The following is a 22,438-nucleotide window of genomic DNA, read 5'->3' on the forward strand; positions in this document are numbered from 1 at the left end:
TGCGGGGCTACTCGACCAGCATGGGCGGCCGCGGCCGCCGCTCGGGTCAGCCGGGGGGTGCGCCCGCGTCGACCGCCTGGACCGGCGCCGCGCCGGGGTGCAGCAGGCGCCAGACGCGGTCGCGTGAGACGGGCAGGGCGTGCGGCCGGACGCCGACGGCGTCGCGGACGGCGTTGGCGAGCGCGGGCGCCACCGGGTTGTAGGGCGCCTCGCTCATCGACTTCGCGCCGAACGGGCCCAGCTCGTCGGCCGTGTCGGCGAAGTGCACCTCGGTCGGCGGCACGTCGGCCATCTGCGGGATGTGGTAATTCCGCAGGATCGCCGTCGTCACGGTGCCCTCGCCGTCGAGGATCACCTCCTCGTACAGCGCCGAGCCGATCGCCTGGGCGACGCCGCCCTCGACCTGCCCGCGGAGCTGCGCCGGATTGATCACGAAGCCGGCGTCCACCGCCTGGACCGACTGCAGGATCCGCACCTCACCGGTCGGCGCGTGCACCGCGACGCGGAAGCCCTGCACGTTGAAGGCGAGCGAGCGCTGCGCTCCGTCCTCGGTGCCGGTCGCCGACACCGGTCCGCCGGCTGCGAGCACCAGGTCGGCGTAGCTCACCCGGGTGCCGTCGGCGGCGAGCAGCCCCTCGTCGTCCGGCTCGAACTCGCTGCCGTCGTGGCCGGTCAGCCGCTTCGCCAGCGAGCGCAGGTCGGCGAGGAGCCGCAGCGCCGCGCTGTACACGGCCTTGCCGGCGACGACCGTCCCCGCGGAGCCGAATGCGCCCGTGTCGTACCGGGCCGCGGCGGTGTCCGACTGGCGGATCCGCACCCGATCGGCCGAGGCCCCGAACGCACTCGCGACGAGCTGGGTGTGCACGGTCGTCGTCCCGTTGCCGAACTCCGCGGTGCCGACTCCGATCGTGAGCACGCCCTCGGCGTCGACCGACACGGTGGCCTCCGAGAAGTGGCCGCGCGGGGGCAGAGTCGCGATCATCGCGACCGCCATGCCGCGCCCCGTGCTCCAGCCCGGTCCCTCGGGAGCGTCAGCCCCCGTCGCGCGGTCGAGCGCCGCCTCCGCGAGATCGAGGCACTGGTCGAGCCCGTAGGAGGCGAAGCCGATGTCGTCGCCCTCGACGTGCGTGACGACCAGCGGTTCGCCGGGCTTCACCGCGTTGATCCGCCTCAGCTCGAACGGGTCGATGCCGAGCTCGAGGGCGAGCTCGTCCATCGCCGACTCGATGCCGAAGATCACCTGGCCGAGGCCGTAGCCGCGGAACGCGCCCGAGGGCAGGTTGTTCGTGTAGACCGCCTGCGCGTCGACGCGCTTGTTCGGCGCCGTGTAGGTCGCGACCGACTCGGAGGTGCCGTGGAACATCACTCCGGGGCCGTGGTTGCCGTAGGCGCCGGTGTCGGAGAGCACGTCGACGCTCAGCGCGGTCAGCGTCCCGTCGCGGCGCGCGCCGAGCGTGACGTCGACCCGCATCGGGTGCCGGCAGGGCGCCATCGTGAACTCGTCGGAGCGGGTGAACTCGAACTGCACCGGCCGCCCGGTCGCCAGCACGGCCAGCGCGACGACGTCCTCGGTGAGGATCTCCTGCTTGCCGCCGAAACCGCCGCCGACCCGCGCGGTGAACACCCGCACGCTCGAGGGGTCACGATCGAAGATGCGCGCGATCTCGTCGCGAACCAGGAACGGCACCTGGGTGGAGGTGCGCAGCACCAGCTCGTCGCCCTCGAGCCAGCCGATGGTGCCGTGGGTCTCCAGCGCGGTGTGCGCGACGCGGGACGTCGTCCACCGGCCCTCGACCACGACGTCCGCCTCGGCGAGGCCGGCGGCGACGTCGCCGTACTCGCCGTGCAGCTCGGCGACCACGTTCGCGCCGGGGTCGGCGATGCGCGAGGCGATCGGGTCTTTGTCGGAGTGCAGGAGCGGGGCGCCGGGCGCGCGCGCCTCCTCGGGGTCGAAGACCGCGGGCAGCAGCTCGTACTCGACCTCGATCGCCCGGCAGGCGGCCTCGGCCACTCCGACCGACTCGGCGACGACGACCGCGACGCGCTGGCCGCGGAAGCGCACGACGGTGTCGAGCATCCGGGTGTCGTCCGGATCGTCCAGCCGCGACTCGTGCCGTGCGGTGGAGTAGAGGATGTCGGGGACGTCGGCCGCGGTGAGCACGGCGACGACGCCGGGCATCGTCGCGGCGACCGCGGTGTCCATCGAGAGGATGCGGGCGTGCGCGTGCGGACTCTGCAGCACCTTGAGGTGCAGCAGCCCGGGCACCGCGACGTCGAGCGTGTACGGCTCCTGACCGGACACGATGCGGCGGCCGGCCGGGGCGCCGAGCGAGCGGCCCACCCGCGACTCGTCGGCGGAGACGCGCCCGGTTCGCCGCACGGGGGTCAGCCCGGTGGGCGGCTCGCAGACGTGCTCGGTCACCGCCTCGCGGATCGGCCGGTAGCCGGTGCAGCGGCAGAGGTTCCCCTTCATCAGGCGGGGGAGGTCCTCCTCGCGCGCCCCCTCGAGGGCGCTCACAGTGACGACCATGCCCGCCGTGCAGAAGCCGCACTGGAAGGCGGCGTGGTCGACGAACGACTGCTGCACCGCGCCGGGCTCCTCCGGCGTGCCGAGTCCGGCGGCGGTGGTGACCTCGCGCCCCTCGATGCGGTGCGCGGGGTAGAGGCAGGAGTGGAAGGGCGTGCCGTCGACGAGCACCGAGCAGGCGCCGCAGTCGCCCGCGTCGCAGCCCTTCTTGACCTCGAAGTGCTCGTGGTCGCGCAGCAGCGTCCGCAGCACCTGGCCGGGGCGGGGCGACGCGTCGACCGGCTCGCCGTTGACGGTGAACCTCATGCGGCGCCTCCCGCGGTCGGGGCCGACTCGGTGATCGGCTCCGGTCCGCCCGTCCCGCCCAGCTCGCCGCGGATCTCCTCGGCCAGCACGCCGACCACCGCGCGACGCCAGTCGGCCGCTCCGTGCGGGTCGGTGAACCAGCTCGTGATCGCGCTGATCGCGCTGTCGAGCTCTGCGGAGGAGGGGAGCGCCGTCCAGCGCAGCACCTCGGGCCGGATCGTCGCGGCGGTCACCGTGAGCACGAACGCCCCGTCGGCGTCCACCCGGCCGATGACGAGCGCTCCGGAGCGCCCGAGCGGCGACAGCGCGATCTTCCGGTACGCGGTCCGCGCCGCCAGCGCCCGGCGCGGGAACTCGATCGAGCGGATCACGTCGCCGTGCCCGAGCGAGGTGGTCATGTTGCCGGTCACCAGCTCGGCGACCGGCACGAGAGCGTCGGAGCCGTCCGCCCGCCAGACGAGGGCCTCGGCGTCGAGCGCCGCGGCGAGGCTGATCATCGGCCCGGCCGGGAGTGCGTTGGCGATGTTGCCGCCGACCGTCGCGACGTTCCAGACCTTGAACGAGCCCAGCAGCGCCGTGCAGCACTGGAAGAAGAGCGGGTGCGCGGGCCTGTCGCCGTCCGGCATCGCCGACAGCTCGGCGAGGGTGCAGGTCGCCGCGATCGAGAGGCCCTCGGCTGTCTCGCGGTACGGCTCCCAGCCGAAGCCCTGCAGGTCGAGCAACTCGTCGAGGTGGTCGTGCGGGAGCGAGAACACCCAGGACCCGCCGCCGATCACCGCGGTGCGCGGACCCATCCCGGCCAGCTCGGCGCGCTCGCGGACGACGCGCACGTGCTGGATCGTGTTCAGGTCCATGCCGCGCCCTCCGCTCCGTGCGCCGACGGCGCGCTCCTCCCAGTGAACCTCAGACGTGTGACGCTCGTGTTTCCGAGCCCGCCGCGGAGGCTCAGCCGAGCGACGCGACCCACTCCGAGCTGCCGTCGACGAACGACTGCTCCTTCCAGATCGGCACGGTCGCCTTGATGTCGTCGACCAGCGCCGCGCAGGCCTCGAAGGCCGCGGCGCGGTGGGCGGAGGCGACGGCGCAGGCGAGCGCGAGGTCGCCGACCACGAGGTCGCCGACCCGGTGCACCGCGGCGACCCGCACCTCGGGGAAGCGCTCCGCGATCCGCCGGGCCGAGGCGAGCAGGGCCGCCGGCGCCTCCGGGTGCGCCTCGTAGGAGAGCCGGAGCACCCCGCGTCCCTCGTCGTGGTCACGGACGATCCCGGCGAAGGTGACGACGGCGCCGTGCGTCGGCGACTCGACGGCGTGCTCGCACTCGTCGACGGTGACGGGGTCGCGGGCGATCCGGGCCAGGGCGACGGGATCAGCGGACATGATCGCCCCCGCCCAGCTGGTCCAGCACGTGGCCGATGATCGGCTCGAGCACCTCGATGCCGTCGCGGACGCCACCGGGGGAGCCGGGCAGGTTGACGATCACGCTCCGGCCGCTGACCCCCGCGCGCCCGCGGCTGAGCACGGCGGTCGGGACGTGCGCGGCGCCGCGCGCGCGGATCGCCTCGGCGACACCCGGCAGCTCGCGCTCGAGCAGCGGCGCGGTCTGCTCCGGAGTCACGTCGCTCGGTGCGACACCCGTTCCGCCGGTGGTGATCACCACGTCGATGCCGGCCGAGAGGGCGTCGGAGATCGCCTCGCCCACCGCGTCGCCGTCCGCGACGACGACCACGCGGCCGCTCCAGCCGCGGCTCTCGAACCAGGTCAGCAGCGCCGGACCGGTGCGGTCCTCGTAGACGCCCGAGGCGGCGCGGGTGGAGGCGACCACCGCAACCGCGGTGCGGCTCACGACCGGCTCCACGAGCCGCTCCTGCCGCCCTCTTTCGCCAGGACGCGGATCCCGGTGATGACGGCGCCGCGGTCGACGGCCTTGATCATGTCGTAGACGGTGAGCGCAGCGACGCTGACGGCGGTGAGCGCCTCCATCTCGACGCCGGTGCGGCCGCTCGTGCGCACGCGCGCCTCGATCCGGACCCGGTCGTCGCCGGGCTCGAGGTCGATGTCGACGCCGTCGAGCACCAGCGGGTGGCAGAGCGGGATCAGCGCGGAGGTGGCCTTGGCGCCCATGATCCCGGCGATGCGCGCGACGCCGAGCGCCTCGCCCTTGGGCAGCTCGCCCTGCGCGAGGAGGCGGACGACGTCGGGGGTCGTCTCGACGAACCCCTCCGCGACCGCGACCCGCGAGGTGACCTGCTTGCCGCCGACGTCGACCATGTGCACGGCGCCGTCGCCGCGGACGTGGGTCAGCTCGGTGCCGTCGGCCGTCCCGCCGCTTCCGGTCGTGTCCGTCGTGTCAGTCATCGATCCTCCAGATCTCGACCGTGTCTCCGGTCGCGGCGTGCTCGGTCCCGATCGGGACCTGGATGAGCACGTTCGATCGAGCGTAGGACGCGAGCAGGTGCGAGCTCGGGCCGCCGACGGCGTGCACGAGCCCTTCGTCGTCGAGGGTGCCGCGCCGGATCTGGTGCAGGTGCCCGGGGGAGTCGAGCGGCGTGCCCAGCCGGGCACGCAGCCGCGGGCGCTCGGCCGGCAGCCGGCCGGCGAGCGAGCGGAGCACGGGCCGCAGGAACAGCTCGAAGGAGACCAGGGCGCTCACCGGGTTGCCCGGCAGCGACACGATCGGCAGGTGCAGGTCGTCGCGGACCCGGACGAGCCCGAGGCCCTGCGGACCGCCCGGCTGCACGGCGACGTGGCCGAACTCCGAGCCGGCCGCCCCGAGCGCGTCGCGGACGACCTCGTAGGCGCCGGCGCTGACCCCGCCGACGGTGATCGCGAGGTCGGCCTCGGCCGCGTGCGCGTCGAGGAGCGCGAGGAGGTCCTCCGCCCGGTCGCTGCCGCAGGGCACCACGCTCGGCAGGCCACCGGCCTCGCGGACCGCCTCGGCCAGCAGCGAGCCGTTGGCGTCGTAGATCTGCGCGTCCTCGAGCTCCGAGCCGGCCGCGCGGATCTCGTGCCCGGTCGGCACGACCAGCACGCGGACGCGGGGCAGCACCTCGACCTCGGTCAGGCCGAGCGAGGCGAGCAGGCCGTAGTGCGCGGCGCGGAGGACGGTGCCGGCGGGCAGCGCGAGCTCGCCCTGCCTCGCGTCGCTGCCCCGGGCGCGGACGAAGGCCGCCGCGACGACGGGGCGCGAGAACGCCACCTGGGCGTCGGTGCTGCTCGGGGCGGGGAAGCGCGGCGGGTCGACCGTCTCGATCGCGACGACCGCGTCGGCCCCGGCCGGCAGCGGCGAGCCCGTCATGATCGGCACCGCGGTGCCCGCCTCGTGCCGGGGAGCGCGGTCGCCGGCCGGGATCGGCGCGGCCACGGGCAGCGAGACCGGGCTGCCGGCGCTCGCCGCGGCGAGGTCCGCCGCACGCACCGCGAAGCCGTCCATCTGCGAGTTGTCGAAGCGGGGCAGATCCAGCGGAGCGTCGACCGAGCGCGCGAGGACCCGGCGGTCGTACGCGCCCGGGTCGGCCGCGACGGCGGCGGGAGCGAGCGCCAGCGTCTCGCGGGCGCCGCGGGTGGCCAGCGGCGAGAGCAGCGCGCGCACACGGGCGGCGTGCAGATCGATCGAGGTCATCGGGTCCTCTCGGAGGTCCTGGCCGGCGAAAGCGCTCCTGACGGCGCGGGGCGTTCCTGACGGGGCGGAGGCGTTCCTGACCGGCGGCAGGGACGTCTCCATCTTGCCCGCTCCGGCCCGGATCCGGCGCGTAGTCTGTCCGGATGAGCACAGCACTCGGGATCCCCGGCATCCGGCCCCGCCCACGCGGTGCGGTCCTTCCGGCCGAGCGGCCCGAGACCCCGCTGCTGCTCGACAGCTACGGACGCGTCGCCGACGACCTGCGGATCTCGCTCACCGATCGCTGCAACCTCCGCTGCACCTACTGCATGCCGGCCGAGGGCCTGCCGTTCCAGCCGCCCGCCTCGCTGCTGAACCGCGAGGAGATCGTCCGCCTCGCCCGCATCGCCGTCGAGCAGTTCGGCGTCCGCCAGATCCGCTTCACCGGCGGCGAGCCGCTGCTGCGCAAGGACCTCGTCGACATCATCCGCGACGTCGCCGCGATCGAGCCGCGCCCCGAGATCTCGCTGACCACCAACGCGATCGGCCTCTCCGGCCGCGCGCAGTCGCTCGCCGACGCGGGCCTGGACCGCGTGAACGTCTCGCTCGACTCCATCTGCGCCGAGACCTTCGCGAAGGTCACCCGCCGCCCCTTCCTCGACCGGGTCCTCGCCGGCATCGACGCGCTCGGCCCCGCCGGGCTCAAGCAGACCAAGATCAACGCGGTACTGCTGCCCGGGATCAACGACCACGAGGCGCCCGAGCTGCTCGCCTGGGCGCTCGCCGGAGGGCACCAGCTCCGCTTCATCGAGCAGATGGCCCTCGACGCCGACCACGGCTGGGACCGCTCCACCATGATCACGGCGGCGATGATCCGCGACCTGCTCTCGGAGCGCTTCGTCCTCACGCCGAACGCCGCCCCGCGCGACGGCGCGCCCGCCGAGCTCTTCGACGTCCGCGCGATCGGCTCCGACGAGCTGCTCGGCACCGTCGGCATCATCGCCTCCGTCACCGAGGCGTTCTGCGGCGACTGCCGCCGCACCCGGCTCACCGCCGAGGGCGGCGTCCGCAGCTGCCTCTTCTCCAACGAGGAGACCGACCTGCTCGGCGCGATGCGCTCCGGCGCCGACGACCACCACGTCGCCCAGCTCTGGCGCGGCGCGATGTGGGCCAAGCCGGCCGGCCACGAGATGAACCGGGCCGGCTTCGTGCAGCCCGAGCGCACCATGAGCGCGATCGGCGGCTGAGCGTGCGCGTCCGCTACTTCGCCGCGGCGAAGGCCGCCCTCGGGCGCGCCTCCGACGAGCTCGACGGTGTCGCCGACCTGGCCGCCCTGGAGGCGGAGCTGGTCGCCGCCGTCCCGTCTGCGGCCGACGTCCTCGCCCGCTGCAGCTACCTGGTCGACGGCGTCTCGACGACCGACCGCACCATGCCTTTGCCCGCGGGCGCCGCGGTGGACGTCCTGCCGCCCTTCGCCGGCGGCTGAAACCCGCGCCTCTCGCCGCTCTGCAGGCTCCTGTCCGTTCTGCAGGCTCCTGTCTGTTGTGCAGGCTCATGTCCGTTGTGCAGGAGATCTCGGCTCCGCTCGGCCGCGCCACGCGGCGAGACGGCACAGGGAACGCGGACGACCTGCGAATCGCACCTCCGATCGGATCAGCGCCAGCCCACCATGCCGCCGAGCAGAGAGTCGGAGGCGATCCCCGCCGCCGCCGCCCGGTCGGCCGCGATCCGAGAGCGCACGCCCGAGGCGCAGTGCAGCACCAGCGGCCCCGCGGGCAGCAGCGCCGGATCGAAGCGCGACATCGGCAGCCGCACGGCCCCGGGGATCGCGACCGAGCGGTCCTCGTCGTCCTCCCGCAGATCCACGACCGTCGGCGGCATCGGCCCCACGAGCCGCGCCCGCAGCTCGTCGGCGGTCACCGCTCCGGCCACAGCGAGCACCGCGGCCACCGGCGGCACCGCGCGGGCCAGCGGCAGCTCGCTCCACGAGCCGTCCAGCGCGTCGTGCACCACGACCCGCCCGAACAGCGGCGAGCCGACGCCCGTGACGAGCTTGACCACCTCGCTCGCCATCGCCGAGCCGATCGCCGCGCAGAGCGAGCCGAGCACCCCGACCGTCGCGCAGCTGTCGGCCGCGTCCTCGGCCCCGGGGTGCAGGGCGCGCAGGGTGACTCCGCCGCCCGGCGCGGCCGCCCAGAAGGTGGACAGCTGCCCGTCGAAGCCGAGCGCCGACCCCCAGACGTGCGGAACGCCGGCCCTGGTCGTCGCGTCAGAGGCCAGGTAGCGCGACCCGAAGGTGTCGAAGCCGTCGACCACCACGTCCCAGCCGGCGACGAGCGCGTCGGCGTTCGCACCGGTGAAGGAGACGGGGAACGCCTGTACATCGATCCCGGGGGAGAGCCGCCGCGCGGTCGCCGCCGCGGACTCCGCCTTCGACGAGCCGATCGACGACTCGTCGTGCGCGGTCTGCCGAGCGAGGTTGGACGCCTCGACGACGTCGCCGTCGACGATCCCGAGGTGCCCGACTCCGGCCGCGGCGAGCGCCGTGATCACCGGGGAGCCGATGCCGCCCGCGCCGAGGACGAGCACCCGCGCGTTCCGCAGGCGGCGCTGCCCGAGCTCGCTGAGGGGCGACAGCCGGATCTGCCGGGCGAAGCGCTCGCGCTCGGCGGCGGTCAGCGCCGGCCCCGGCTCCACCAGGGGGATCACGGCGCCACCTCGTCGAGCCGCCACTGGCCCTCCACCGCGATCGCGCGGAACCCCACGGCCTCGTTGACGGCGAGCATCGGCCGGTTCTCCTCCGCGTTCCAGGTGTAGACGGCCCGGCAGTCGGGGTCGGCCGCGGCGAGGTGCTCGAGCGCGTCGAGCTTGAGCAGCATGCCGAGCCGGTGCCCGCGGTGCGCCGGCTGCACGAGCGTCGCGCCCCAGAGCGCGGCGCGGCCGGGAAGCACGTCGACCGTGCAGTAGCCGATCGGCCGGCCCTCGTGCAGAGCGACCGAGGTCAGCTCCACCCGCCCGCCGGCGGTCGATTCGCGGTCGTGCGCCTCGAGGCGCTCGCGGGTCCAGGTCTCCTCGGGCACGGACAGCCCGGCCGTGGGCGCCTGCGCGGACATGCTCGCGCGCAGGGCGAGCATGCCGTCGACCAGCTCCTGGGGAGTCGCGCCGCTCCAGTGCCGCAGCTCGTAGGCCTCGGCGTGCGCGAGGGCACCGCGGCGCCGGGACGCGGCGAGCACGGGGTCGAGCGGCAGTCGCACCGCGCTGACCCGCTCCACCTGCTCCAGCACCCAGCCGCGGGAGGCGAGCCAGCGCGCGCCGGGGTCGTCGGCGGGCACGGAGCCGGCCCCCGAGCGGGCGGCCAGGCGCGGCGCCGAACGGTCGGCCCGGTGCGCCGTCCAGGTCTGCAGCACGGTGCGCCCGAGCGCCTGCGCCTCCGCCGTCAGCCGCTCAAGCAGGGCGGAGCCGACCCCGTGGCCGCGCTCCCCGGCGAGGACGGAGAACGCCAGCCAGGCCGCGTCGTCGCCCTCCTCGGTGCTCCAGTGCAGCTCGCCGCTGCCGACCGCGCGGACGCCGTCGTCCGTCATGACCTCGGCGAGGAACGCGCGGCGAGGGTCGAACTCCTGCTGCCGCCACTCGCCGAGGTTCGTCTCGGCGGGGAAGCCCAGCTCGTCCGTGCCGGTGCCCTCGGCCTCGACGGCGTTGCCGATCGCGGTGAGGGTGACGAAGTCGTGCCAGCCCTCGGCGCCCGGGTGCTCGGGGATCGGCAGCTCGCGGATCCGGAGCGCGGGGTCGATGGGGCTCGTCACCTCCCCAGTGTGCACGCCGCCGGGCCGCACCGCGCGGTTCCGCGGCACGACGGAGCCCGTCGAGTACCGTAGGGAGCGTTTTCGAGCGGAGCGAGGCGGCCGGGTGTACCTGAAGAGCCTGACCCTCAAGGGGTTCAAGTCCTTCGCGCAGCCGACCACGTTCGCCTTCGAGCCCGGGGTCACCTGCGTCGTCGGGCCCAACGGCTCGGGCAAGAGCAACGTCGTCGACGCTCTCGCCTGGGTGATGGGGGAGCAGGGCGCGAAGACCCTCCGCGGCGGCAAGATGGAGGACGTCATCTTCGCCGGCACCTCCACCCGCGGCCCGCTCGGCCGCGCGGAGGTCGCGCTCACCATCGACAACACCGACGGCGCGCTGCCGATCGAGTACACCGAGGTGACGATCAAGCGCACCCTGTTCCGCAACGGCGGCAGCGAGTACGCGATCAACGGCCGCGCCTGCCGGCTGCTCGACGTCCAGGAGCTGCTGAGCGACTCCGGTCTCGGCCGCGAGATGCACGTGATCGTCGGCCAGGGCCAGCTCGACGCCGTCCTGCACGCGACCCCGGAGGAGCGCCGCGGCTTCATCGAGGAGGCGGCCGGCATCCTCAAGCACCGCCGCCGCAAGGAGAAGACCCTCCGCAAGCTCGACGGCATGCAGGCGAATCTGACCCGCCTCTCCGACCTCGCCGGCGAGATCCGCCGCCAGCTCAAGCCGCTCGGCCGCCAGGCGGAGGTCGCCCGGCAGGCGCAGACCATCGCCGCCGTCGTCCGCGACGCCCGCGCGCGACTGCTCGCCGACGACGTCGTCACCCTCCGCACCGCGCTCGACGGCTTCGCCCGCACCGAGAGCGAGCGGCACAGCGAGCGCCTCGTGCTGCAGGAGCGGCTGGAGCAGAGCACGCTGCGCACCGCCCGGATCGAGTCCGAGATGGTCGGCGACGCGGTCGACGACGCCCGGCGCACCACCTTCGAGCTCGAGTCGGTGCAGGAGCGGCTGCGCAATCTGGCGGCGCTCGCCGGCCAGCGCCTCGCCCTGCTCGAGGCGGAGTCGGAGCAGCCCGCCGTGCAGCCCCGCGTCACGGCGCCGATGGTCGAGGAGGCGCGCGCCGAGCTGGAGCGCCTCCGCGTCGCCGTCCTCGACGCGGAGACCGCGTGGACCGACTCGCAGAAGGCGACGGTGCGCGCCCGCGGCGCCCTGGACGCGACCGACGAGGAGATCGCGGCGCAGTCGGCGCTCGTCTCCCGGCACGACCTCGAGCTGTCCAAGCTGACCGGCCAGGCCGACACCGCGGCCTCCCGTCTCGCGGCCGTCCGCGGCGAGGTCCTCCGCGCGCAGAACACCCTCGACTCCGCCGTGCAGCGCCGCGAAGCGGCCCAGCGCCAGCTCGACGCGCTGGAGGACGAGATCGGCGAGGCGGGCGGCGGCACCGACGGCACGCTCGACGAGGGCTACGAGCTGGCCCAGTCCTCGGTGTTCGAGGCCGAGGGCGAGATCGAGCGGCTCCGGGAGGAGCTGCACGCGCTGGAGCGCGAGCGCGACGGACTCGCCGCCCGCCGCAGCGCCCTCTCGCTCGCCCTCGACGTCTCCGACGGCTCGGCCGAGCTGATCGCCACCCGCCTCGACGGCATCCGCGGCCGCGTCGCCGAGCGGATCCAGGTCCGCCCCGGCTACGAGGCGGCCATTGCGGCGGCACTCGGAGCGGCCGCCGACTCCGTGCTCGCCGACTCGCAGCCGCAGGCCGAGGCCGCGCTCGACGAGGCGATCCGCCGCGAGCTCGGCCGGGTCGAGCTGCTGATCGGCGACGCCGCCCGCCCCGCCCTCGCGATCGAGGTGCCGGAGGGAGCGACCCGTGCCCGCGACCTGGTCACCGGCCCCGACGGCGTCCTCGCCCTGCTCGAGCAGGTCGTCGTCGTCGACGACCTCGACACCGCCCGCCGGCTCTGGCCCGCGCTGGCCGGCGGCGAGCACCCCGTCACCGTCGTCACCCGGGACGGTGCCTCGGTCTCGGACGCCGTCCTCAGCGGGGGAGCGGGCGGGCAGCGCAGCCGCCTCGAGCTGGTCTCCGAGCGCGACGCGGCAGCGAGCCGGCTGGAGGAGATCGAGGGCCGGATCGACCGCCTCCGCTTCGACCTCGCCGAGCAGACCGGCGCCCTCCGCGCCGCCAAGGAGCAGTCGCGCCTCGCCCTCGCCGCCCTGCGCGAGCACGACGCCGCCCGCGCCGCGCACACCGAGCGCCTCGGCCGGGTCCGCGCGCAGCTCGAGGGCGCCACCGCCGAGCTCGGCCGCGGCGAGAAGGCCCTGACCATCGCCACCGAGCGGGTCGGCGACGCCGAGGCCGCCGCTCAGAAGGCGAAGGCCGAGCTCGACGTCGCCCGCTCGCGCCCGCGCCCGGTCCTCGACGTCAGCGCCCGCGACGGCCTCCAGCGCGAGGTCGACGCGGCACGCGAGCGCGAGATCGAGGCGCGCCTCGGCGTCGAGACCGCCAAGGAGCGCGTCCGAGCCGAGCAGTCCCGCGGCGAGTCGCTCGAGCGCCAGCTCGCCGCCGACCGCGCCGCCGCCGACGAGGCCGCCCGCCGCGCCGTGATCCGCCGCCGTCAGCAGGACGCCGCGGCCGACGTGACCGGCGCCATCCCCGCCGTGCTCGCCTCCGTCGACCGCTCGGTGCAGCAGTCGCGTGCCGAGCTGCTGCGCGCCGAGACCGCCCGCTCGCAGCAGAACGAGGAGCTTCAGGCGCTGCGGCGCGAGGAGGGCGTGCTCCGCGACCGGCTGCAGAGCGTCACCGAGAGCGTGCACGGCCTCGAGCTGCAGATCTACGAGAAGCGCCTGCAGCTCACCGGGCTGCTCGAGCGCGCCGGCTCCGAGCTCGGACTGGTCGAGGACGTGCTGGTCGCCGAGTACGGCCCCGAGGTCCCGGTCCCCGACGAGACCGACGCCGAGGCGCCCGCGCGCCCGTTCGTCCGCGACGAGCAGCGCCGCCGGCTGGACAAGGCCGAGAAGCAGCTCGGCCAGCTCGGCCGGGTGAACCCGCTCGCCCTCGAGGAGTTCGCGGCTCTGGAGCAGCGCCACGTCTTCCTCACCGAGCAGCTGACCGACCTCACCAACACCCGCCGCGACCTGCTGACCATCATCGAGGAGCTCGACGAGACGATGCAGACGGTCTTCGCCTCGGCCTTCGACGACACCCAGGCCGCCTTCGCGGACGTCTTCCCGGTGCTCTTCCCCGGCGGCACCGGCAGCATCCGGCTCACCGACCCGGAGAACCTGCTCACCACCGGCATCGAGGTCGCGGTGCGCCCGGCCGGGAAGAAGATCGAGCGGCTGTCGCTGCTCTCCGGCGGCGAGCGCTCGCTCGCGGCGGTGGCCTTCATGGTCGCGATCTTCAAGTCGCGGCCGAGCCCGTTCTACATCATGGACGAGGTGGAGGCGGCGCTCGACGACGCGAACCTCGGCCGCCTGCTCAGCATCTTCCAGGACCTCCGCACGTCGAGTCAGCTGATCGTCATCACGCACCAGAAGCGCACGATGGAGATCGCCGACGCCCTCTACGGCGTCTCGATGCGCCAGGACGGGGTCTCCGCCGTGGTCGGTCAGCGCGTGGAGGCCCCGGCGGTCTGATTCACGGGTTCGATTCGCAGGCGATGCCGGCCCGCAGGCCCGTCCTGCCGCAGGTGCAGGCGCCGCGAAGGGCGGATCGCCTGCAGATCGGACGTCCGCCCGCCGGTAGCCTGGGCGCATGGCAGAACGCAGCTCCTGGTCGCTCGGTCGCGCACTCCGCGGCCTGTTCGAGAAGCGCACGATCGACGAGCAGACGTGGGACGACCTCGAGACGGCCCTGATCACCGCCGACTTCGGGCCGGACATCACCGAGGAGATGGTCGAGGACCTCCGTGCCAAGGTCGACCGCTACAACACGACCGACCCGCGCGACCTCCAGCGGATGCTCCGCGAGTCGCTGGAGGAGCGCCTCGCCAAGTACGACACGACGCTGAAGCTCAGCGAGCGGCCCGCCGTAATCCTGGTCGTCGGCGTCAACGGCGTCGGCAAGACCACGACCATCGGCAAGTTCGCGAAGTTCCTCCGCAACTTCGACCGCAGCGTCGTGGTCGGCGCCGCCGACACCTTCCGCGCCGCCGCGGTCGACCAGCTCGCCACCTGGGCGCAGCGCGCCGACGCGCAGATCGTCCGGCCCCAGCAGGAGCGCCAGGACCCGGCCTCCGTCGCCTACCAGACCGTCGAGTACGCGAAGACCCACGGCATCGAGATGGTCATCATCGACACTGCGGGCCGCCTGCACACCAAGGGCGGGCTGATGGACGAGCTCGGCAAGATCAAGCGCGTCGTCGAGAAGCAGGCGCCGATCTCCGAGATCCTCCTCGTCCTCGACGCGACCACCGGCCAGAACGGCCTGATGCAGGCCCAGGCCTTCATCGAGCACGCCGGCGTCACCGGCCTCGTCATCACCAAGCTCGACGGCTCGGCCAAGGGCGGCTTCGTCCTCGCCGTCCAGGAGAAGACCGGCATCCCCATCAAGCTCGTCGGCCAGGGCGAGGGCATCAACGACCTCACCGGCTTCACCCCCCACGTCTTCGCCGCCCAGCTCGTCGCCTGACCCGGGAGCCCTCCCTCCCCCTCCGCGAGATGCCACTTGCGCACGCGACACGCCGTGAAAGGCGTGCACAACTGGCATCTCGCGAAGGAGTCAGAGGTGTCGCGTCCGCAGTGCCTCGGCCAGGGGCAGCAGCTCCTCGTCGAGGATCTCGATGATGAGCTCCGGCTGGATGCGGAAATACTCGTGGATGATCACGTTGCGGAGCCCCGCGATAGCCGCCCACGGAACGCCTTCGAAGGTCACGAGCGCGGACTCCGGGAGCGCGCGCACCGCCTCTCCGATCACGGCGAGGTTGCGCAGCACTGCGTCCATGGCCATGCCGGCCATCGCGTCGTCGTCGCCGCTCAGGTAGGGCCGGTACTCGATGCAGCGGTCGATCGCGGCGCGGATGTCGCAGAAGCGGTCCTCGGGCGACCTGCTCACAGGGGAACCATGTCGCGGTGCGCGGTCTCCGAGACAGGTCGGCGGAGCAGCGACTCCGTCACAACGTCCACCCGCACCCCGAGGATGCGGCTGATCTCCTCGCCGATGCCCGCCACTCGCAGCAGGGCGTTGCCCGATCCGCTCTCGAGGTCGACGAACAGATCGATGTCGCTGTCCGCGCGGGCGTCACCCCGGGCGACGGAGCCGAAGAGTCGGGGATCGCGCGCTCCGTATCGGGCGAGGACCTCGTCCACGGCGGCACGGTGCGTCTCCAGCGCTCGACGCAGAAGGACTGCTCGCGCCGTGGCCGTGGACATGCGTCAAGGATACGAGGCCCGGTCGCCCGCCGTCTCGCCCGCTCCCGCGAGATGCCACTTGTGCACGCGACACGCCGTGCAAGGCGTGCACAAGTGGCATCTCGCGGGGAGAGCGGGTCAGACCGCCTGGGAGAAGCCGAGGGCCGCGTCCGCCAGGTGGCGCAGGTGCTCGGGGACCGGCAGGCCCTTCGACTCCATCGAGCGGGCCCAGAGGCGACCGGCGCGGTACGAGGAGCGGACGAGCGGGCCCGAGAGCACGCCGAGGAAGCCGATGTCCTCCGCCTCCTCCTTGATCGCGACGAACTCCTCCGGATGCACCCAGCGGTCCACCGGCAGGTGCCGCGGAGTCGGGCGGAGGTACTGCGTGATCGTCACGATGTCGGTGCCCGCGTCGTGCAGGTCCTGCAGCGCCTGCGAGATCTCCTCGCGCTCCTCGCCCATGCCGAGGATGAGGTTCGACTTGGTGATCAGCCCCGCATCGCGCCCCTGGGTCAGGACATCGAGCGAGCGCTCGTAGCGGAACGCCGGCCGGATCCGCTTGAAGATCCGCGGCACCGTCTCGACGTTGTGCGCGAACACCTCCGGCCGGGCGTCGAACACGCGCTGCAGGTGCTCGGCGCGCCCGGTGAAGTCGGGGACGAGGATCTCGACGCCCGTCCCCGGCGCCTGCGCGTGGATCTGCCGGATCGTCTCGGCGTACAGCCAGGAGCCCTCGTCCGGCAGATCGTCGCGGGCCACCCCGGTCACCGTCGCGTAGCGCAGGTTCATCCGCGCCACCGACTCGCCCACCCGGCGCGGCTCGTCGGCGTCGTAGTCCGCGGGCTTGCCCGTGTCGATCTGGCAGAAGTCGCAGCGACGCGTGCACTGCGAGCCGCCGATCAGGAAGGTCGCCTCGCGGTCCTCCCAGCACTCGAAGATGTTCGGGCAGCCGGCCTCCTGGCAGACGGTGTGGAGCTCCTCGTCCTTCACCAGCGACTGCAGCTGCCGGTACTCCGGGCCCATCACGGCCTTGGTCTTGATCCACTCGGGCTTGCGCTCGATCGGCGTCTCGGCGTTGCGCACCTCGAGGCGCAGCAGCTTCCGGCCGCCGGTCTCGGCGCTCACGCCGCGACCCCCGCGATCGTCTCCACGACCGCGAAGGCGGGCGCCGCCTCCCGGAACCGCGCCTGGACCCGGGCGCGCACCGACTCCATGGACGGCGCCTCGCCGCGCTCGCGCTCGACAGTGGTCACTCCGGCGTCGGCGATGCCGCACGCGACGATCCGGGAGTAGGGCTCGAGGCTGTTCGAGACGTTGAGGGCGAAGCCGTGCATCGTGACCCCGTGCGCCACCCGGATGCCGATCGCCGCGATCTTGTCGGCGCCCTCGCCCCGGCGGATCCAGACCCCCGAGCGCCCGTCGACCCGCACCCCGGCGACACCGAGGTCGTCGAGCACGTCGATCAGCATGCCCTCGAGCGAGCGGACGTAGGCGACGACGTCCACCGGCTCCCGCAGCCGCACGATCGGGTAGCCGACCAGCTGCCCCGGCCCGTGCCAGGTCAGCCGTCCGCCTCGGTCGACATCGACCACGGGGGAGCCGTCGACCGGCCGCTCGTGCGCCTCCGTGCGCTTGCCCGCCGTGAAGACGGCGGCGTGCTCGCAGAGCACGAGCGTGCCCAGCCGCGAACCGGCGACCACCTCGCCGTGCAGCCGGCGCTGCAGCTCCCAGCCGTCGCGGTAGTCCAGGGGATCCGCGGCGTCGCCCGCGAGCAGTGTCTCGATCACCCGGCCACCCTAGACGAGTTCCTGCACCCGGTACAGTTAATCGACGCGGGCCGCCGTCGTCCGACCTCCGGGAAGGCTCCGGTAGAATTCCCGGCATCATGGCTACTTTCGGCACCCTCTCCGATCGACTCGTCGAGACCTTCAAGAACCTGCGCACGAAGGGCAAGCTCTCGGCCTCGGACGTCGACGGCACCGTCCGCGAGATCCGGCGCGCGCTGCTCGACGCCGACGTCGCGCTCGACGTCGTCAAGGCGTTCACCGGCAAGGTCCGGGAGCGCGCCCTCGGCGACGAGGTCAACAAGGCGCTGAACCCCGCGCAGCAGGTCGTGCAGATCGTCAACGAGGAGCTCGTCGCGATCCTCGGCGGCCAGTCGCGCCGCCTCGAGTTCGCCAAGCGCCCGCCGACGGTCATCATGCTCGCCGGCCTCCAGGGCGCGGGAAAGACGACCCTCGCCGGCAAGCTCGGCAAGTACCTCGGCAAGGACGGCCACACTCCGCTCCTCGTCGCGGCCGACCTCCAGCGCCCCAACGCTGTGCAGCAGCTGCAGGTCGTCGGTGAGCAGGCCGGCGTCGCCGTCTACGCGCCCGAGCCCGGCAACGGCGTCGGCAACCCGGTGAAGGTGGCGCAGAACGCGATCCGCTTCGCCACCGACAAGCAGTACGACACCGTCATCATCGACACCGCCGGCCGCCTCGGCGTCGACGCCGACATGATGAAGCAGGCCTCCGACATCCGCCGGGTGACGAACCCGGACGAGGTCCTCTTCGTCATCGACGCGATGATCGGCCAGGACGCGGTCGCCACCGCGAAGGCCTTCCAGGAGGGCGTCGACTTCACCGGCGTCGTCCTCTCCAAGCTCGACGGCGACGCCCGCGGCGGCGCGGCCCTGTCGGTCGCCTCGCTCACCGGCCGCCCGATCCTCTTCGCGTCCACCGGCGAGGGCCTCGACGACTTCGAGCAGTTCCACCCGGACCGCATGGCGAGCCGCATCCTCGACCTCGGTGACGTCCTCACCCTCATCGAGCAGGCGCAGAGCGCCTTCGACGAGGACGAGGCGCGCAAGATCGCCGAGAAGATCATGGGGGACACGTTCACCCTCGACGACTTCCTCGGCCAGATGCAGCAGCTGCGCAACATGGGCTCGATCAAGAAGATGATCGGCATGCTGCCCGGCGCGAAGGGCATGCGCGAGCAGCTCGACCAGTTCGACGAGCGCGAGATCGTCCGCACCGAGGCGATCATCCAGTCGATGACCAAGGCCGAGCGGGTGAATCCGAAGCTGCTGAACGGCTCGCGGCGCCTGCGCATCGCCCGCGGCTCCGGCATGACCGTGACCGACGTCAACCAACTCGTCCTGCGCTTCGACCAGGCCGCGAAGATGATGAAGACCGTCGCCAAGGGCGGCGTGCCGAACGTCCCCGGCATGGGCCCCGTGCCCGGTGCCGGCTACCAGGGCCGCCCGAAGCCGCAGAAGAAGAAGAGCAGCAAGTCGGGCAACCCGGCCAAGCGCGCCGCGGAGAACGCGGCGATCAGCTCCGGCCCGCAGTCCACCAACGCGGGCGGCTCGGGCTTCGGCCTCGGCGGCGGCTCCGGCGCGGGTGCGCAGCCCACTCCGGAGGAGCTGGAGCAGCTGCAGAAGCTCCTCGGCCGATGAGGGGCGTGCGCGCCGGTCTCGCGGTCGCCGCGGCGGCCGCCGTCGCCCTCGGCCTCGCCGGCTGCTCCGAGGGCTCCGGAGTGGACGCCGCGTCGGCCCCGGCGCCGGACGAGCTCGTCGGCCGCTGGGTCACGGGAGTGTCCTACGAGTCGCCCGAGGTCCCGTTCCTGCTCCTCGCCGAGGACGGCACCTGGACCGGCTCCGACGGCTGCAACGGCGTGCAGGGCGAGTGGTCGATCGACGGCGAGGGCGCGCTGACCGTCGACGCCGGCCCGAGCACGATGATCGCCTGCGACGGCGTCGCCCTGCCGATGATCTTCGCCGACGCGATGATGGCCTCGATCGACGGCGGCCGCCTCCGCCTCTTCGACGCCGACGGCGCCACCACCGTCAAGCTCGCCCGCTCCACCAGCGACGACGCCCCCACCGCGTCCCCCGACCCGGCCGGCGAGTAGCCGCCCCGGTGGATCTCGATACGCCCGCTGCGCGGCCTACTCGATCAGCGGGGGGTCCGCCTCATGCTGGTCGAGTAGCCCCGCAGGGGCGTATCGAGACCCGTCCACCGGCACGCCGCCCGCCGCGAGGTCTAGCGTGAAGGCATGACAACCGCTTCTCCGCGCCCCGTCCGCATCGGCGTCCAGATCGCTCCGCAGCACGTCTCCTACGAGGTCATCCGCGACACGCTCGCCGAGCTCGAGGACATCGGCGTCGACATCGCCTTCAACTGGGACCACTTCTACCCGCTCTCCGGCGAGCCCGACGGCCTGCACTTCGAGGGCTGGAGCATGCTCGCCGCCTGGGCCGAGCAGACCAGCCGCATCGAGTTCGGCCCGCTCGTCACCTGCAACAGCTACCGCAACCCCGACCTGCTCGCCGACATGGCCCGCACCGTCGACCACATCAGCGCGAAGGGCGCCGAGGGCCGCCTGATCTTCGGCATCGGCTCCGGCTGGTTCGAGCGCGACTACCAGGAGTACGGCTACGAGTTCGGCACCGCCGGCTCGCGCCTCGACGAGCTCTCCGAGGCCATGCCCCGCATCCGCGCCCGCTGGGACAAGCTGAACCCGCAGCCCACCCGCGACATCCCCGTGATGATCGGCGGCGGCGGCGAGAAGAAGACCCTCCGCATCGTCGCGGAGCACGCCGACATCTGGCACAGCTTCTCCGACGTCCCGACTCTCGAGCGCAAGCTCGGCGTCCTCGCCGACTGGTGCTCGCGCGTCGACCGCGAGAGGGACGCCATCGAGATCTCGACCGGCGCGAGCGTCCGCGGGGGAGTCGGCGACGCCTCCTTCGGCGTGCTCGACCAGCAGTTCGACCTCGGCGCCCGCCTCTTCACGCTCGGCATCACCGGCCCGGACATCGACCTCCAGCCGGTGCGCGACCTGCTCTCCTGGCGCGACGGCAAGAACAGCACCACCCGCTGAGCGGCTCCCCGGGGGTCAGCCGGGCGCGTCCGTCGCCCGCTGGTCCCCGGGGATCGCCTGCGCGAGCCCGGCCTTCTCCGCGGCGAGCACGAAGGCGTCCGCGAGCGCGACCTGGCCCTCGGCCGTCGGATGCACCCCGTCCTCGGCGAGCAGCCCGTCGGCGCGCAGCGGGTCCGGGTACTCGAGGGCGATCCCGCCCGCCGCGTCCACGGCCTCCACGAGCGCCGCGTCGTACGCGTCGAGATCCTCCGGGCGCGGATCCGGTCCCCACACCGAGTCGAGCGCGATCAGCTTCGCGGAGGGGGAGGCCTCGGCGATCGCCTGCACCGCCGGGCCCATCGCGTCGGCGACCTCCTCGGGGGTCCAGCCGAGGTCGTTGCTGCTGGCGATCAGCACGATCGCGTCGGGCCGGGTGTCGGCGATCTCCTCGGCCCGGTCGCCCACGGCCACGCCGCAGTCGCCCGGCTCGATGAAGCCGCCGCCGTCGCAGCCCAGGTTGACGACGCTCCAGCCCAGGTCGTCCCCGACGAGGGCCGGCCAGGCCTGTCCGGGATCGAGCCCCAGACCGCGGACGATGCTGTCGCCCACGATCGTCACCCGCGCGCCGGCGGGCAGCGCTCCGCCGAGCGCGAGGGGAGCGGAGTCGGACAGCGGATCCGAGGTCGGCGACGGCAGGGCAGTGGCCGTCGCGGCGGACGCCGTCGGTGTCGCGCCCGCTCCGGCGGGAGCGCCGCTGGCACTCGAGCACCCGGCGAGAGCCAGCGCGCTCGCGCCGAGCAGCAGCGCGCCCGTGAGGAGCCGTCGCGTCATGCCCGCGGGTCCTTCAAACCGTCACGCAGCTCGCCCGCCAGCGCCCGGACGACGGCCTTCAGATCGCCGTCGTTCGCGGCCGCGGTGTGCAGCTGACGCTGGTAGCTGGCGCCCGCGACCAGGATCAGCTCGACGTCCGCGAGCTCCGCCGCGCAGCCGAGCCGCTCCGCCACCGGCGCGAGCGTCGTGAGCAGATCGCGGATGTCGTCGGTCACGAGCCGCTCGTTCCCGGCCGCGTCGAGGATGATCTCGGCGTCGAGTCCGTAGCGCGCGGCGCGCCACTTGTTCTCCCGGACGTACCAGGGCTGCATCGTCGCGAGCGTCCCGCCCTCGTCGAGCTGGGTCGAGAGGTGCTCGACCAGGCACTGGATCAGCGCCGCGACCGCGCCGATCTCCTCCGGCGAGGACAGCCCGTCGCAGGCGCGCATCTCGATCGTGCCCCACTGCGGGGAGGGGCGGATGTCCCAGCGGACCTCCGTGTGGTCGTCGATGACGCCGGTGCGCATCATGTCGTCGACGTACTCCTCGTAGTTCGCCCAGGCGCCGAACTGCGGCGGCAGCCCGGCGGTCGGCAGCTGCTGGAACATCAGCGCGCGGTTCGAGGCGTAGCCGGTGTCGACGCCGCCCCAGAACGGGCTGGACGCCGAGAGCGCCTGCAGGTGCGGGTAGTAGTCGAGCAGCGCGTTGAGGATGGTGAGGACCTTGTCGCGGTCCTCGATCCCCACGTGCACGTGGATGCCCCAGATCATCATGTTGCGGCCCCACCACTGGGTGCGGTCGATGAGCCGGTGGTACCGCTCCTTGTCGGTGATGGTCTGGTCGTACCACTGCGCGAAGGGGTGCGAGCCGGAGCAGACGAGGTCCAGGCCCATCGGGTCGGTGATCTCGCGCACCTGGCGCAGCTGGTCCTGCAGGTCGGCGACGGCGTCGCGGACGGTGCGGTGCACCCCGGAGACCAGCTCGACCGTGTTCTTCAGGAGCTCGCCGGTGATGCGCGGGTGCGGCGATCCGTCCTCGCCGCGGAGCGCCTCGAGCACGACGTCGGCGACGTTGGCGAGATCGCCCGTCTGCCGGTCGACGATGGCGACCTCCCACTCGATCCCGAGGGTGGAGCGGTCGGATTCGGCGAAGGTGATCTCCATGACGGCGTCCTCGTCAGTCCGGCGTCCACCGGGGCGGGACGCGCCCCCACATCC

Annotated in this window: 21 protein-coding genes; 7 read left to right on the forward strand and 14 right to left on the reverse strand. The window is 73.5% G+C overall.

Annotated features, from left to right (window positions below):
- Positions 1 to 46: 46 nt before the first annotated feature.
- From EDF35_RS08820 to glp, 6 genes are all read right to left on the reverse strand, one after another.
- Positions 47 to 2,833 carry a molybdopterin-dependent oxidoreductase gene (locus EDF35_RS08820; RefSeq protein ID WP_133961903.1) on the reverse strand — a complete coding sequence of 929 codons (2,787 nt, stop codon included), beginning with the start codon at positions 2,831 to 2,833 and terminating at the stop codon, positions 47 to 49.
- Positions 2,830 to 3,687 (reverse strand): FAD binding domain-containing protein, encoded by an 858-nt coding sequence (locus EDF35_RS08825; RefSeq protein WP_133961905.1) that lies wholly within the window; start codon positions 3,685 to 3,687, stop codon positions 2,830 to 2,832. The genes EDF35_RS08820 and EDF35_RS08825 overlap by 4 nt, the downstream gene beginning before the upstream one ends.
- A gap of 91 nt (positions 3,688 to 3,778) precedes the next feature.
- A complete protein-coding gene (locus EDF35_RS20770; protein ID WP_123703271.1) occupies positions 3,779 to 4,210 on the reverse strand; it encodes a molybdenum cofactor biosynthesis protein MoaE in 432 nt (143 codons plus the stop codon).
- Positions 4,200 to 4,676, reverse strand: a complete 477-nt coding sequence (locus EDF35_RS20775; protein ID WP_166674052.1) for a molybdenum cofactor synthesis domain-containing protein — start codon at positions 4,674 to 4,676, stop codon at positions 4,200 to 4,202. Before EDF35_RS20775 ends, EDF35_RS20770 begins: the two co-directional genes overlap by 11 nt.
- Complete coding sequence (moaC, locus tag EDF35_RS08835; RefSeq protein WP_127886331.1) at positions 4,673 to 5,188, reverse strand: cyclic pyranopterin monophosphate synthase MoaC; 516 nt, start codon at positions 5,186 to 5,188, stop codon at positions 4,673 to 4,675. The genes EDF35_RS20775 and moaC overlap by 4 nt, the downstream gene beginning before the upstream one ends.
- On the reverse strand, positions 5,181 to 6,452 hold the full coding sequence (glp, locus tag EDF35_RS08840) for a gephyrin-like molybdotransferase Glp (RefSeq protein WP_133961907.1): 1,272 nt from the start codon (positions 6,450 to 6,452) through the stop codon (positions 5,181 to 5,183). The genes moaC and glp overlap by 8 nt, the downstream gene beginning before the upstream one ends.
- Before the next feature lie 143 nt (positions 6,453 to 6,595).
- On the opposite strand from glp, the gene moaA reads away from it, so the two are divergent.
- Both moaA and EDF35_RS08850 read left to right on the forward strand, forming a co-directional pair.
- Positions 6,596 to 7,678, forward strand: coding sequence for a GTP 3',8-cyclase MoaA (gene moaA / locus EDF35_RS08845; protein WP_133961909.1), 1,083 nt, complete (start codon positions 6,596 to 6,598; stop codon positions 7,676 to 7,678).
- A gap of 2 nt (positions 7,679 to 7,680) precedes the next feature.
- Positions 7,681 to 7,917 (forward strand): MoaD/ThiS family protein, encoded by a 237-nt coding sequence (locus EDF35_RS08850; protein WP_243839912.1) that lies wholly within the window; start codon positions 7,681 to 7,683, stop codon positions 7,915 to 7,917.
- A 167-nt stretch (positions 7,918 to 8,084) separates the two neighbouring features.
- Here the strand turns inward: EDF35_RS08850 and EDF35_RS08855 are convergent, their stop codons facing one another.
- Both EDF35_RS08855 and EDF35_RS08860 read right to left on the reverse strand, forming a co-directional pair.
- On the reverse strand, positions 8,085 to 9,140 hold the full coding sequence (locus EDF35_RS08855; RefSeq protein ID WP_133961911.1) for a HesA/MoeB/ThiF family protein: 1,056 nt from the start codon (positions 9,138 to 9,140) through the stop codon (positions 8,085 to 8,087).
- A complete protein-coding gene (locus tag EDF35_RS08860; RefSeq protein WP_133961913.1) occupies positions 9,137 to 10,234 on the reverse strand; it encodes a GNAT family N-acetyltransferase in 1,098 nt (365 codons plus the stop codon). Before EDF35_RS08860 ends, EDF35_RS08855 begins: the two co-directional genes overlap by 4 nt.
- 103 nt (positions 10,235 to 10,337) lie before the next feature.
- On the opposite strand from EDF35_RS08860, the gene smc reads away from it, so the two are divergent.
- Positions 10,338 to 13,850, forward strand: coding sequence for a chromosome segregation protein SMC (gene smc, locus EDF35_RS08865; protein WP_133961915.1), 3,513 nt, complete (start codon positions 10,338 to 10,340; stop codon positions 13,848 to 13,850).
- A gap of 118 nt (positions 13,851 to 13,968) precedes the next feature.
- A complete protein-coding gene (gene ftsY, locus EDF35_RS08870) occupies positions 13,969 to 14,844 on the forward strand; it encodes a signal recognition particle-docking protein FtsY (RefSeq protein ID WP_123703286.1) in 876 nt (291 codons plus the stop codon).
- 90 nt (positions 14,845 to 14,934) lie between these two features.
- Here ftsY and EDF35_RS08875 read toward each other — a convergent pair whose 3' ends face one another.
- The 4 genes from EDF35_RS08875 to lipB all read right to left on the reverse strand — a co-directional run bounded on the left by EDF35_RS08875 (position 14,935) and on the right by lipB (position 17,350).
- Positions 14,935 to 15,267: a HepT-like ribonuclease domain-containing protein gene (locus tag EDF35_RS08875; protein ID WP_123703288.1), complete on the reverse strand. Its 333-nt coding sequence runs from the start codon at positions 15,265 to 15,267 to the stop codon at positions 14,935 to 14,937.
- Positions 15,264 to 15,584 (reverse strand): nucleotidyltransferase domain-containing protein, encoded by a 321-nt coding sequence (locus tag EDF35_RS08880; RefSeq protein WP_123703290.1) that lies wholly within the window; start codon positions 15,582 to 15,584, stop codon positions 15,264 to 15,266. Before EDF35_RS08880 ends, EDF35_RS08875 begins: the two co-directional genes overlap by 4 nt.
- A gap of 117 nt (positions 15,585 to 15,701) precedes the next feature.
- Entirely contained in the window at positions 15,702 to 16,688 is a 987-nt protein-coding gene (gene lipA / locus EDF35_RS08885) for a lipoyl synthase (protein ID WP_208323042.1), read from the reverse strand.
- Complete coding sequence (lipB, locus tag EDF35_RS08890; protein WP_133961917.1) at positions 16,685 to 17,350, reverse strand: lipoyl(octanoyl) transferase LipB; 666 nt, start codon at positions 17,348 to 17,350, stop codon at positions 16,685 to 16,687. The genes lipA and lipB overlap by 4 nt, the downstream gene beginning before the upstream one ends.
- 98 nt (positions 17,351 to 17,448) lie before the next feature.
- Here lipB and ffh point away from each other — a divergent pair, with 98 nt between their 5' ends.
- The 3 genes from ffh to EDF35_RS08905 all read left to right on the forward strand — a co-directional run bounded on the left by ffh (position 17,449) and on the right by EDF35_RS08905 (position 20,432).
- Positions 17,449 to 19,005, forward strand: coding sequence for a signal recognition particle protein (ffh, locus tag EDF35_RS08895; protein WP_133961919.1), 1,557 nt, complete (start codon positions 17,449 to 17,451; stop codon positions 19,003 to 19,005).
- A gap of 5 nt (positions 19,006 to 19,010) precedes the next feature.
- Positions 19,011 to 19,460 (forward strand): META domain-containing protein, encoded by a 450-nt coding sequence (locus EDF35_RS08900; protein ID WP_166674053.1) that lies wholly within the window; start codon positions 19,011 to 19,013, stop codon positions 19,458 to 19,460.
- A 144-nt stretch (positions 19,461 to 19,604) separates the two neighbouring features.
- Positions 19,605 to 20,432 carry an LLM class F420-dependent oxidoreductase gene (locus tag EDF35_RS08905; protein ID WP_133961921.1) on the forward strand — a complete coding sequence of 276 codons (828 nt, stop codon included), beginning with the start codon at positions 19,605 to 19,607 and terminating at the stop codon, positions 20,430 to 20,432.
- Between the two features lie 15 nt (positions 20,433 to 20,447).
- Here EDF35_RS08905 and EDF35_RS08910 read toward each other — a convergent pair whose 3' ends face one another.
- Positions 20,448 to 21,242: an SGNH/GDSL hydrolase family protein gene (locus EDF35_RS08910; protein ID WP_133961923.1), complete on the reverse strand. Its 795-nt coding sequence runs from the start codon at positions 21,240 to 21,242 to the stop codon at positions 20,448 to 20,450.
- Positions 21,239 to 22,384 carry a glutamate--cysteine ligase gene (locus EDF35_RS08915; protein ID WP_133961925.1) on the reverse strand — a complete coding sequence of 382 codons (1,146 nt, stop codon included), beginning with the start codon at positions 22,382 to 22,384 and terminating at the stop codon, positions 21,239 to 21,241. The genes EDF35_RS08910 and EDF35_RS08915 overlap by 4 nt, the downstream gene beginning before the upstream one ends.
- Positions 22,385 to 22,438: the final 54 nt, after the last annotated feature.

Origin of the sequence: Rathayibacter sp. PhB151 (assembly GCF_004366415.1) — a bacterium.
Lineage (GTDB): Bacteria > Actinomycetota > Actinomycetes > Actinomycetales > Microbacteriaceae > Rathayibacter > Rathayibacter festucae.

What these genes read in the sequence shown, in the direction of transcription:
- EDF35_RS08820 (WP_133961903.1), bottom strand. Translation starts at nt 2,833, where the DNA reads ATGAGGTTCACCGTCAACGGCGAGCCGGTCGACGCGTCGCCCCGCCCC.
- EDF35_RS08825 (WP_133961905.1), bottom strand. Translation starts at nt 3,687, where the DNA reads ATGGACCTGAACACGATCCAGCACGTGCGCGTCGTCCGCGAGCGCGCC.
- EDF35_RS20770 (WP_123703271.1), bottom strand. Translation starts at nt 4,210, where the DNA reads ATGTCCGCTGATCCCGTCGCCCTGGCCCGGATCGCCCGCGACCCCGTC.
- moaC (WP_127886331.1), bottom strand. Translation starts at nt 5,188, where the DNA reads ATGACTGACACGACGGACACGACCGGAAGCGGCGGGACGGCCGACGGC.
- glp (WP_133961907.1), bottom strand. Translation starts at nt 6,452, where the DNA reads ATGACCTCGATCGATCTGCACGCCGCCCGTGTGCGCGCGCTGCTCTCG.
- moaA (WP_133961909.1), top strand. Translation starts at nt 6,596, where the DNA reads ATGAGCACAGCACTCGGGATCCCCGGCATCCGGCCCCGCCCACGCGGT.
- ftsY (WP_123703286.1), top strand. Translation starts at nt 13,969, where the DNA reads ATGGCAGAACGCAGCTCCTGGTCGCTCGGTCGCGCACTCCGCGGCCTG.
- EDF35_RS08880 (WP_123703290.1), bottom strand. Translation starts at nt 15,584, where the DNA reads ATGTCCACGGCCACGGCGCGAGCAGTCCTTCTGCGTCGAGCGCTGGAG.
- ffh (WP_133961919.1), top strand. Translation starts at nt 17,449, where the DNA reads ATGGCTACTTTCGGCACCCTCTCCGATCGACTCGTCGAGACCTTCAAG.
- EDF35_RS08905 (WP_133961921.1), top strand. Translation starts at nt 19,605, where the DNA reads ATGACAACCGCTTCTCCGCGCCCCGTCCGCATCGGCGTCCAGATCGCT.
- EDF35_RS08910 (WP_133961923.1), bottom strand. Translation starts at nt 21,242, where the DNA reads ATGACGCGACGGCTCCTCACGGGCGCGCTGCTGCTCGGCGCGAGCGCG.
- EDF35_RS08915 (WP_133961925.1), bottom strand. Translation starts at nt 22,384, where the DNA reads ATGGAGATCACCTTCGCCGAATCCGACCGCTCCACCCTCGGGATCGAG.